The 10507-nt window shown below is 65.1% G+C and carries 9 protein-coding genes; 5 read left to right on the plus strand and 4 right to left on the minus strand.

Annotated elements, in window-relative coordinates:
* Window positions 1–2 precede the first annotated feature (2 nt).
* The gene (locus ABB25_RS09545) at window positions 3–2336 is read left to right on the plus strand and encodes a phosphomannomutase/phosphoglucomutase (RefSeq protein ID WP_057666224.1); all 2334 of its coding nucleotides are present in this window, start codon (window positions 3–5) and stop codon (window positions 2334–2336) included.
* Between the two features lie 80 nt (window positions 2337–2416).
* On the opposite strand, the gene ABB25_RS09550 is transcribed toward ABB25_RS09545, so the two are convergent.
* Window positions 2417–3058: a hypothetical protein gene (locus ABB25_RS09550; protein ID WP_057666242.1), complete on the minus strand. Its 642-nt coding sequence runs from the start codon at window positions 3056–3058 to the stop codon at window positions 2417–2419.
* 35 nt (window positions 3059–3093) lie between these two features.
* Entirely contained in the window at window positions 3094–3750 is a 657-nt protein-coding gene (gene pyrE, locus ABB25_RS09555) for an orotate phosphoribosyltransferase (protein WP_057666226.1), read from the minus strand.
* Window positions 3751–3853: 103 nt separating this feature from the next.
* Here pyrE and ABB25_RS09560 point away from each other — a divergent pair, with 103 nt between their 5' ends.
* The 3 genes from ABB25_RS09560 to ABB25_RS09570 all read left to right on the plus strand — a co-directional run bounded on the left by ABB25_RS09560 (window position 3854) and on the right by ABB25_RS09570 (window position 6251).
* Window positions 3854–4654, plus strand: a complete 801-nt coding sequence (locus tag ABB25_RS09560; protein WP_057666228.1) for an exodeoxyribonuclease III — start codon at window positions 3854–3856, stop codon at window positions 4652–4654.
* Entirely contained in the window at window positions 4651–5967 is a 1317-nt protein-coding gene (locus ABB25_RS09565; RefSeq protein WP_244477792.1) for an AmpG family muropeptide MFS transporter, read from the plus strand. Before ABB25_RS09560 ends, ABB25_RS09565 begins: the two co-directional genes overlap by 4 nt.
* 71 nt (window positions 5968–6038) lie before the next feature.
* Window positions 6039–6251, plus strand: coding sequence for a hypothetical protein (locus tag ABB25_RS09570; RefSeq protein ID WP_057666230.1), 213 nt, complete (start codon window positions 6039–6041; stop codon window positions 6249–6251).
* Window positions 6252–6258: 7 nt separating this feature from the next.
* On the opposite strand, the gene ABB25_RS09575 is transcribed toward ABB25_RS09570, so the two are convergent.
* Window positions 6259–7383, minus strand: coding sequence for an anhydro-N-acetylmuramic acid kinase (locus ABB25_RS09575; protein ID WP_083488226.1), 1125 nt, complete (start codon window positions 7381–7383; stop codon window positions 6259–6261).
* Between the two features lie 3 nt (window positions 7384–7386).
* Window positions 7387–8808 (minus strand): M23 family metallopeptidase, encoded by a 1422-nt coding sequence (locus ABB25_RS09580; RefSeq protein ID WP_057666234.1) that lies wholly within the window; start codon window positions 8806–8808, stop codon window positions 7387–7389.
* 171 nt (window positions 8809–8979) lie between these two features.
* On the opposite strand from ABB25_RS09580, the gene tyrS reads away from it, so the two are divergent.
* Complete coding sequence (tyrS, locus tag ABB25_RS09585) at window positions 8980–10191, plus strand: tyrosine--tRNA ligase (RefSeq protein ID WP_057666236.1); 1212 nt, start codon at window positions 8980–8982, stop codon at window positions 10189–10191.
* The last annotated feature ends 316 nt before the right edge of the window (window positions 10192–10507 follow it).

A 10507-nucleotide genomic window follows, 5' to 3' on the forward strand; every position in this document is an offset into this window, starting at 1 on the left:
CAATGAGTATTAGCCTGGGTACAGGGCAGTTCACCGGCCGCTCCAAGCTGTTGTTGGCTGGTGCATTGGTGCTGCTGGCGGGATGGTTCGCCTGGAATGCACTCAACCAGTGGCGCGCTGAACAGGCCGCTGGCCAGCTCCAGGTGGCCCGTGATGCGGTGGTCAGCGGAACCGCCGATGCCGTGCGCCGGCACCAGCAGGAGATGGCGCGCCAGCTGGAATTGCCTGCGGTCAAGGCGGCAGCCGCCGCTGGCGATCCTGCGGCCTTCGAGCTGGCCTTCCGCGATGGCATGCGCGATGTCGAGGACGTCAAGGTCTATCCGGCCGACCTGGCGCAGGCGTATGCCGACCCGGCAGCCTTCGGCTGGTCGCGTCTGGCCCTGCTGGAACAGGCCGTGCTTGACGGGCACGCGGCCGTGCGCGTGGTCAAGGATGCCGGTGCGGCCCGGCTGGGCGTTGCCGCGCCGATCCAGTTTGGCGACCAGCCTTCGCTGGTCTACATCCGTCTGCAATTGCCGCGTCTGACCGCTGCGCTGGATGGTGCGGTGGTGCCGGGTTCGGCCTATCTGGGCCTGCGCCAGGGCGGCTACACGGTGGTCGAACAGGGCCGCCGCGAGCTGGGCAGCGGGGGTGAGGCGATGGCGCGTGCGGTGCCCGATACCGGTCTGCGTGTCGTGGCCGCCCTGCCCGATATCGACGCTGGACCGCTCGGCCTGGGGGCGCTGCCGTGCGCGATCGTCGCGCTGTTGCTCTTGGTGCTTACTACCCTGGTGGTGATCGGGCCGAGCCGTCTGCCGCTGGCAGCCATCAAGCGTCGTCAGCCGCAGGAGCCCGAAGAGCAAGGGGCCACCCTGCACCAGGCGATGCAGGAGCATCAGGCATCGGTGCCCGAGGTGCTGCCGACAGCAGCTGCCACCACCGTGGCCGAGCAGGCACCGGCGGTAGCCGTCGCCGCGGCGATGTTCCGCGCGTATGACATCCGCGGCGTGGTCGGCGTCGATCTCAACCCGGCGGTGGCGCAGTTGATCGGCCAGGCCATCGGCAGTGAATTGATCGAACGTGGCCTGCGTGAAATCGTGGTCGGCCGTGATGGCCGCCTGTCCGGCCCCGAGCTGGCCACGGGCCTGATCCAGGGCCTGCGCGAGAGTGGCTGCGAGGTGTTCGACATCGGCCTGGCGCCCAGTCCGGTGGCGTATTTTGCGGCCTTCCACCTGCGGGCCGGCAGTTGCGTGGTGGTCACCGGCAGTCACAACCCGCCCGAGTACAACGGCTTCAAGATTGTCCTGGGCGGAGAAACCCTGTCCGGTGAGGCAATCACCGCCCTGCATGCACGCATTGTCGAAGGCCGCCTGAACAGGGCCGCGGTCGCCGGCAGCCTGCAGCAGCGCGATGTCAGCGACGATTACATCCAGCGCATTGCCGGCGATGTACAGCTGGAGCGCCCGCTCAAGGTGGTGGCCGATGCCGGCAATGGCGTGGCCGGGCTGATTGCCCCGGCCCTGCTGGAAGCCATCGGTGCCGAAGTGATTCCGCTGCACTGCGAGGTTGATGGCACCTTCCCCAATCACCACCCCGACCCCAGCGATCCGGCCAACCTGGAAGACCTGCTGGCCACGGTCAAGCGCTTCGGCGCCGATCTGGGGGTGGCCTTCGATGGCGATGGCGACCGCCTTGGCGTGGTCACCGCCGATGGCAAGCTGATCCCCTCCGATCGCCTGCTGATGCTGTTTGCCGCCGATGTGCTGATGCGCAACCCCGGTGCCCAGGTCATCTATGACGTCAAGTGCAGCGGCAAGCTGTCCGACTTCGTGCTGCGCAACGGTGGCAGTCCGCTGATGTGGAAGACCGGGCACTCGTTGATCAAGGCCAAGATGCGCCAGACCGATGCCGAGCTGGCCGGCGAGATGAGCGGCCACTTCTTCTTCAAGGAACGCTGGTACGGCTTTGACGATGGCCTGTACGCTGCCGCGCGCCTGCTGGAGATCCTGTCCCAGCGCGAGGAAAGCGTGGACGAGGTGATGGCCGAAATCCCCGAGCCGCTCTCCACCCCGGAGATCAAGGTGGCCGTCGAGGAGGGCACCCAGCATGCGCTGGTGACCCTGTTTGCTGCTGCCGCGCAGGCCCAGGACAGCGAGTTCTTCGCCGCACGGCTGTCCACCATCGATGGGCTGCGCGCCGATTTTGCCGATGGCTGGGGCCTGCTGCGTGCCTCCAATACCACCCCGGCACTGGTGCTGCGTTTCGAGGGCGATGATGCGCAGGCGCTGGAGCGGATCCGCAGCCTGTTCCGCAATCAACTGGCGCAACTGCTGCCGGAAGTGGCTGACAGCTTCTGAACGGCGGCCAGCGGGCCGGCCATCATGTCAGACGCCCCGGCAATGACCGGGGCGTCTGGCGTTGCAGCGGCAGGGGGCGCTCAGCCAGCCGCCGGGGCGCTGGTTCCTTTCAGGTTGCGGTAGCGCTGCAGGGTCTGCTCGATTTCGCCATCCAGCTCGTTGCGCTGTTGCTCAAAGGCCGACAGCAGGCGCAGCTGGGTGGCCAGTTCGCGACGCAGGGCCTGGATGTCGGCCACCGGTTTTTCGGCAACCGCCTGGCCGTTGAGCTCACGGTCACCGACCTGGCCCAGCTGGGTGACCAGGGCCCGCCGCAGGTTGTTGATGTTGTAGCGGGCGGTGTTGATGTTGTTGTCGGCCATCGAAATGCGCTCGTCAAACACCCGGTGCAGTTCGCGTTCGCTGTTGAAGGCAGACAGCAGCGCCTGTTCGGTGCGCTGGCGGGACTGTTCGGCAGCGCGCTCATGCTCGGCGCGGACCTGGGCCAGGGTGGCCTCGGTGCGTTCATCGGCATTCAAGGCCCGGTCCACCTGCCCGCTGCGCAGGCCGCTGCGGGCATTGAACTCGTCGCGGGCGGCATTGACCGCTTCCGGCGGCAGGGTGTCAGAACACACCCGTTGCCCGTCCTGGTTCCAGCAATACAGCTTCTTGGCCGGTGGGTTTTGCTGGGCCATCAGCGGGGCCGCCAACAGGCTGCCCGCCAGCAGCGGAACCAGGGAAAACAGGCGGATCGAAGACATGGCGCTTCCTTCAGATCGGATCAGTCAGGTTGGCAGCCGTACTGGTTGCGGTAGTCCAGCAAGGGCTGACGGAAGTTCACAAGGTCGGGTTTTCCATCGGCAAACGCAAGCAGGTCGCCCAGGCCGGCGACTGCCACCACCGGGATCTGCGCCTCTTCAGCCACTGCCTGAGCGGCCGAGCGGGGATCGTCCTGGCCGGCGATTTCCTGGCGGTCCAGTGCCACCACGATGCCGGCCGGAATACCACCGGCGGCGTGGATGATGGCCAGCGCCTCGCGGATGGCGGTGCCGGCGGTGATGACGTCATCCACGATCAGGACCCGGCGCCCGGCCAGCGGTGCACCGATCAGGGTGCCGCCCTCGCCGTGGTCCTTGGCTTCCTTGCGGTTGAAGGCCAGCGGCAGGTCACGCTGACGGTGGGCGTATTCACAGGCAATCGCGGTGGCCAGCGGAATGCCCTTGTAGGCGGGGCCGAACAACAGGTCAAACGCCAGCCCGGCCGCCTCGATGGCATCGACATAGCAACCGGCCAGCCCGGACATCAAGGCGCCGGAGTCGAACCGGCCGGCATTGAAGAAATACGGGCTGATGCGGCCGGATTTGAGCGTGAAGCTGCCAAAGCGCAATGCATCGGCAGCCAGGGCCAGGTCGAGAAAACGGGAGCGGTGGTCGGTCATCGGGGCAGTCCAGCAACAAGTTCGGTCAAGGATACCGGTTGCAGGTGGCCAGCTGCGGCGCTTGCGGTACGCTTGCCCATTCCCTGCCACTGCTCGTTGTCCCATGCGCATCATCAGCTTCAACGCCAACGGCATCCGTTCGGCGGTCAACAAGGGCTTCAATGCCTGGTTCGCCCGCCAGGATGCCGACATCCTGTGCATCCAGGAAACCAAGGCCCAGGAAGGGCAGCTGGCCGATCCGGCTTTCCGTCCGGAGGGGTACCACTGCTACTACCGCGATGCGGTCACCAAGAAGGGCTACAGCGGGGTGGCGATCTGGTCGCGTCAGAAGCCGGACGCGGTGATCACCTCACTGGGCTGGGCACCGTTCGATGATGAAGGCCGCTACATCGAGGCGCGCTTTGGCAACCTGAGCGTGGTGTCGTTCTATATCCCTTCCGGCTCGTCGGGCGAGCTGCGCCAGGGTTTCAAGTTCGAGGTGATGGCCTGGCTCAAGCCGATCCTGGACCAGTGGCTGGCCAGCGGCCGCGACTACGTGCTGTGCGGTGACTGGAACATCGTGCGCAGCGCGCTGGACATCAAGAACTGGAAATCCAACCAGAAAAATTCCGGCTGCCTGCCCGAAGAACGTGACTGGCTCAATGGCTTCTGCGCCGACCGCAGTGAGCTGGAAGACCTGTCGGCCCACCGTGGCTGGGTGGACGCCTACCGCGCGCTGCACCCGGACGGACAGGACTACACCTGGTGGAGCAACCGTGGTGCGGCACGGGCCAACAATGTCGGTTGGCGCATCGACTACCAGCTGGTGACGCCGGGCCTGCGTGACCGTCTGGCCGGCTGCTCGATCCATCGTGACGATCGCTTTTCCGACCACGCTCCCTTCACCGTGGACTATCGCCTGTGAGTGCAGCCCAGACCGACCCGGCCGGCAAGCCGTCGCTGTGGCAGGCGTTTGCGCAGCCCTCGGCGTGGACGATGTTCTTCTTCGGTTTTGCTTCGGGCCTGCCCTTCCTGCTGGTGGCCGGTACCTTGGCCTACTGGCTGCGCGAAGGCGGGCTGGAACTGAAACAGATCACCATGATCGCCAGTGCTGGCTTGGCCTATTCGCTGAAATTCCTCTGGGCCCCGCTGCTGGACCGTCTGCGCCTGCCGTTGCTGGGGCGGCTGGGCCAGCGCCGCAGCTGGCTGCTGCTGGCGATGACTACGGTGATTGCCGGCTTGTTGGCGATGTCGTTGGTTGGCCCCGGGCAACTGCTCCTGTTCGTCTGGCTGACGGTGGCCGTGGCGATAGCCGGTGCCACCCTGGATATCGCCGTGGATGCCTACCGGGTGGAGATTGCCCCGCCGCAATACCAGGGCGCGCTGGTGGCCACCTATTCGCTGGGTTACCGCATCGCGTTGATCATCACCGGGGCCGTGGCGCTGGTGCTGGCCGACCACCTGGCCTGGAGCTGGGTCTACCGGCTGATGGCGCTGGCGATGGGGATTCCGCTGGTGGCCTGTCTGCTGGCAGCCGAGCCGCAGGTGCTGCGGGTGCGTACCGAAGGCTGGGTGCAGGGGCTGCGCGAAGGGGTCATCGCGCCGTTTGCCGATTTCTTCCAGCGCTTTGGCTGGGGCACTGCCGGGTTGTTGTTGCTGTTCATCCTGTCGATGAAGATTTCCGACCAGGCGCTGGTGGGCGGCATCATCGGCCCGTTCTATCTGGACCAGGGCTTCACCAAGACCGAAATCGCCGGTGTCACCAAGCTCTACGGGATCTGGGTCGGCATTGCCGGCACCTTCCTGGGCGGCCTGGCAGTAGCCCGCTGGGGCGTGCAGTGGCCGTTGCTGGTGGCCATTGTTGCCGGTGCTGCCAGCAACCTGCTGTACCTGTTGCTGATCGGTGCCGATGGTGATCTCGGTTTGCTGACCATCGTGATTTCCGGCGAAAACCTGGCCCAGGGCCTGCTCGGGACCTGCGCGGTAGCCTACATGTCGGCCCTGATCAACCTGCGCTATACGGCGACGCAATATGCGTTGTTCTCCTCGTTGATCATGTTGCCGGGCAAGATCCTGGGCTTTTATTCCGGGGCCATCGTTCAGGCGTATTCCGGTTACGCCAGCTATTTCTGGCTGTCCACGGTGCTGGCGCTGCCGGCGGTTGGCTTGTTCTTCGTGTTGCACAAACGCCACAAGCTTGTCGTATCCTCTGCACCGCCGCAGGAACAGGGGGGCTGATCCGGGCAGGGCGTGGCTCCTGCCTGGCCGTTGCGTGCTCAGCACGTGGCGGGAGAGTGGAGGAGTTGCCCATGCCTGACCTGTTGATTGCCGATGTGGACCCGCTGCTGATCGAGCGGGTCCGGCGCATTGGCCTGCGCCGTGGCTGGACCCAGCGTCAAACCCTGATTGCTCTGCTTGAGAGTGGCCTGTTCCATGGCGAGCGCGTTGGCGACAGCCATTTTGCCAACCCCGAACAGGCGGCCCTGGCCGAGGCCATCGCTGCGCTGCAATCGCTGCCCTGATGCCGGCTCAGGCCGGATAGATCGCTCCGAGCAGGCGCGGCCCGGCGGCCCCGGTCACTGCCGGCAGGTTGCCCGGCAGCCGGTTCAGTACACGCCAGGCCAGCCAGGCAAACCCCATTGCTTCGACATGGTCCGGATCCAGCCCGTAACCGGCAATGGACTGCACGCTCATGCCAGGCAGGTGGGCGCGCAGGCGCGCCATCAGCACCGGGTTGTGGGTGCCGCCACCGCACACCAGCACTTCGGCCGTGGTCGGTTGGCTGCGCAACAGGGCCTGGGCCACGGTAATGGCGGTCAGTTCCAGCAGGGTGGCCTGGACATCGGCCACCGTGGATGAGCGCCCCTGCAGGTGGTGGTCGACCCAGGCCAGATGGAACTGCTCGCGCCCGGTGCTTTTGGGCGGCGGTGCACTGAACCAGGGCTCGCTGAGCAGTGCCTGCAGCAGCGCCTTGTCCACCTGGCCCTGGGCGGCCAACTGGCCATTGGCGTCGTAGGCCTTGCCGGTATGACGCAGGCACCAGGCATCGCACAGTGCATTGGCCGGGCCGGTATCAAAACCGCTGGTGCAGCCCGTGCGGTTGATCAGGGTCAGGTTGGCAATCCCGCCCAGATTGAGTACCGCGCGGTCGTGCCCGGCGTTGCCGAGCATGGCCAGATGGAAAGCCGGCATCAACGGTGCGCCTTGCCCACCAGCGGCGACATCGCGGCGGCGGAAGTCAGCCACCGTGGTGATGCCGGTGTGCTCGGCAATCCGGCTGGGGTCGCCCAGTTGCACGGTGAACGGTACTTCCGCCGATGGTCGGTGGCGTACGGTCTGCCCGTGCGAGCCGATGGCCGTGACCTGCGTCGGGCTGACCTGGGCCTGTTCCAGCAGGGTATTGGTCGCTGACGCAAAGGCCAGGCCAATGCGTGCGTCGAGCAGGCCCAGTGCATCCAGCCCGCTGGGTTCGGCACCCTGGCCTAGCGCAATCAACTGCTCACGCAGCGCTGGCTGCCAGGCATGGGTTATGCCGGCAATGAAACGGCAGCGACCCTGGTCGGTGATCTGGACCAGGGTCGCATCGATGCCATCGGCACTGGTGCCGGACATCAGGCCTACGTAAAGCGCGCAGGCCGGTGAATTGTCCTGCATGCCTCAGCCCGGGGTGCGGGTGGAGCGGGCCGTCGCCTGCGGCTGGGCCTGGGCGTACATCACCTGCTCCATGCCCCGGATGCGCGCCATCGCCGGCGCCACCTGGGCCTGGAAGGCTGCCAGTTCGGCACCACGCAGCGGCTCCGGCGGCGGCATGGTCACCGACAGCGGATTGCGGTGCTGGCCATTGACGCGGAATTCGTAGTGCAGGTGCGGCCCGGTGGACAGGCCGGTGGAGCCGACATAACCGATGATCTCGCCCTGGCTGACGCGCTGGCCGGCGCGGAACTTGCCAAAGCGCGACATGTGCGCGTACAGCGTGGTGTGGCCACGGCCGTGATCCAGGATCACCGTGTTGCCATAGCCGCGTTGTACTCCGGCAAACTGCACCCGGGCATCACCGGCGGCCATGATCGGGGTGCCGGTGCGGGCAGCGTAGTCCACGCCCTTGTGCATGCGCATGCGGCCCAGCACCGGATGACGGCGCGCGCCGAAATTGGAGCTCAAGCGGGCAAACTGGATCGGCGAGCGGATGAAGCTCTTCTTCAGCGGCCGGCCTTCGGCATCGAAGTACTCGGTCTTGCCATTGCGCTCGAAACGGAAGCCGGTATAGGTCTTGCCGCCGGTGGTGAAGGTGGCCGCCAGCACCTTGGAAGCATCGATACGTTCGCCCTCGCGCCAGGTCTCGTCATACACCACGTTGAAGCGGTCGCCGGGCTGGACATCCTTGGAGAAGTCGATGTCGTACTTGAAGATCTCGTCGGTCAGTACTGCGATCGCATTGGCCGGCAGGCCCGCGCGGCTGGCCGAGGCATACAGTGAATGGCGGATTTCGCCGCTGGCTACTGCGGTACGGGTGGTGATCTCGCGTGCGGTGACAGTCGCGGTGATTTCCTCGCCCTGCAGGTCCAGCTCGACCCGGTGGCCAGGATCGCGGTTGAAGCGCAATCCGTGCAGCTGGCCCTGGGCCGGGATGTTGAAGGAGATTTCGGTACCCGGGCGCAGGCGCGCAAAGGCGGTACGCGCATGCTCGTTTTCCAGCACCCGGTGCATGACCGAGGCCGGCAACTGTAGTTCGTTGAAGATGGCGCCAAGGGTTTGCCCGGCACTTACCTGCAGGGTGTGCCAGGTCGATGCCGGCTGGTCAGACTGGATCTGTTCCAGTGCCGGCAATTCCAAAGGCAGGCTGGCCTGGGTGTAACCGGCGGCTGCGACCGGCTGCGAGAAACCGGGGATGATCGTGGCGACCATCAACCCGATGCTGGCGAACAGGCCGGCGTGAATCCAGTGGCGGCGGGTCCAGCGTTCGTTGAAAGCAGCCGGCAGGTGCTGCCTCAGACGGCTGTGCAGGCTGTTTTCGTGTTGCACCGACAAACGGGCCTTGAAGCGCTGTTTGCGCAGGGAGTCCGGATTGCGGTTGGTCATCATCAAATTCCTGACTAGGGCGTATGGTTTTGCCAAACCGGGCTACCATAGAGAGCTCGAGTCAGCCCGTCAAACCCTTGGCCCCATTGGGCTTGCGCGGTTTGTAGTGGATTTAACCAGCCATTAACATGGTTCAGGAATTTGAAGGCGTAACCGGGAGTAACTAGCAAGATGTCCACGATCGACGAATCCATTGCCCTGATCTCGCGGGGTGCCGAAGAGCTGCTCAAGGTCGAGGAGCTGCGCGAGAAGCTGGCCAGTGGCCGTCCGTTGCGGATCAAGGCCGGTTTCGATCCGACCGCGCCGGACCTGCATCTGGGCCATACCGTGCTGCTCAACAAGCTGCGCCAGTTCCAGGATCTGGGGCACCAGGTCATTTTCCTGATCGGCGACTTCACCGGGATGATCGGTGATCCCAGCGGCAAGAGCGCGACCCGCAAGCCGTTGACCCGGGACGATGTGCTGGCCAATGCCAGGACCTACGAAAACCAGGTGTTCAAGGTGCTGGACCGCAGCCGGACCGAAGTGCGCTTCAATTCCGAATGGTTCAGCAAGATGGGCGCAGCCGACATGATCCGCCTGGCCGGCCAGCACACCGTGGCGCGCATGCTCGAGCGTGATGACTTTGCCAAGCGCTATGCCGCCCAGCAGTCCATCGCCATCCACGAGTTCCTCTACCCGCTGGTCCAGGGCTACGACTCGGTGGCGCTGGAGGCGGATGTGGAAATCGGCGGTACCGACCAGAAGTTCAACCTGCTGATGGGCCGTGGCCTGCAGGAACATCACGGCCAGAAGCCGCAGGTGGTACTGACCATGCCCCTGCTCGAAGGCCTGGATGGGGTGCACAAGATGTCCAAGTCACTGGGCAACTACATCGGCATTGACGAACCGGCCATTGATATCGTCACCAAGGCGATGAAGGTGGGTGACGAGTTGATGTGGAAGTGGATCGAGCTGCTGTCTTTCGACATCAGCCAGGCCGAGGCCGCGGCATTGCGGGAGCAGGTCCAGGCCGGCCAGTTGAATCCGCGTGAGGTGAAGCTGCGCCTGGCCCGCGAGCTGGCCACCCGCTTCCACGATGCCGATGCCGCTGAACAGGCCATCGCCGGTTGGCAGGCGGCGGTGACCGGGCAGGGCGATGTTTCGCTGCTGCCGCTCAGTGAGGTCGTGGTGCCGGCTGAAGGGCTGCGTATTGCGGCACTGCTTACTGCCGCTGGCATCACGGCCAGCAATTCCGAAGCCATGCGCAAGCTCAAGGAGCGTGCGGTCAAGGTCAATGGTGAAGTGTTTGAGGATGCCCAGCAGGTCTTTACCCCGGGTTTTGAGGGGCTGCTGCAGGTAGGCAAGCGGAATTTCGCCCGCGTACTGTTGGTGTTGGGCTGAGTCTGCAGCCTGGCTTTTGCTGAAGCTGAACCGATTCCGCGCCGTATGGAAGAAAAGTTTCCGCGGCGCTGGCTTTTTCCGCCGGGTCGGCGCATCATTGCTCTCCCGGTGCTTGGTGGCACAGCTGCCTTGTGACGGGAAACCGCAGATGCTCTGGCGACAATGCCGCCAGGTTGCAGTTGACAAAGATGAAAATCCTGTCAAAATGTGCGGCTCGCTTCGGTGAAAGCTCTCGTAGCTACGTCAAAGCAGCAGATGCCAACCCCTTCAAAAAGGTGTTGACGGAAGCAAAAAGCCCGCTATAATGGGCGGCTCG

It is taken from the genome of Stenotrophomonas koreensis, from assembly GCF_001431525.1.
GTDB classification, from domain to species: Bacteria; Pseudomonadota; Gammaproteobacteria; order Xanthomonadales; family Xanthomonadaceae; genus Stenotrophomonas; species Stenotrophomonas koreensis.

What these genes read in the sequence shown, in the direction of transcription:
- ABB25_RS09560 (WP_057666228.1), top strand. Translation starts at nt 3,854, where the DNA reads ATGCGCATCATCAGCTTCAACGCCAACGGCATCCGTTCGGCGGTCAAC.
- pyrE (WP_057666226.1), bottom strand. Translation starts at nt 3,750, where the DNA reads ATGACCGACCACCGCTCCCGTTTTCTCGACCTGGCCCTGGCTGCCGAT.
- ABB25_RS09575 (WP_083488226.1), bottom strand. Translation starts at nt 7,383, where the DNA reads ATGCAGGACAATTCACCGGCCTGCGCGCTTTACGTAGGCCTGATGTCC.
- ABB25_RS09545 (WP_057666224.1), top strand. Translation starts at nt 3, where the DNA reads ATGAGTATTAGCCTGGGTACAGGGCAGTTCACCGGCCGCTCCAAGCTG.
- ABB25_RS09570 (WP_057666230.1), top strand. Translation starts at nt 6,039, where the DNA reads ATGCCTGACCTGTTGATTGCCGATGTGGACCCGCTGCTGATCGAGCGG.
- tyrS (WP_057666236.1), top strand. Translation starts at nt 8,980, where the DNA reads ATGTCCACGATCGACGAATCCATTGCCCTGATCTCGCGGGGTGCCGAA.
- ABB25_RS09580 (WP_057666234.1), bottom strand. Translation starts at nt 8,808, where the DNA reads ATGACCAACCGCAATCCGGACTCCCTGCGCAAACAGCGCTTCAAGGCC.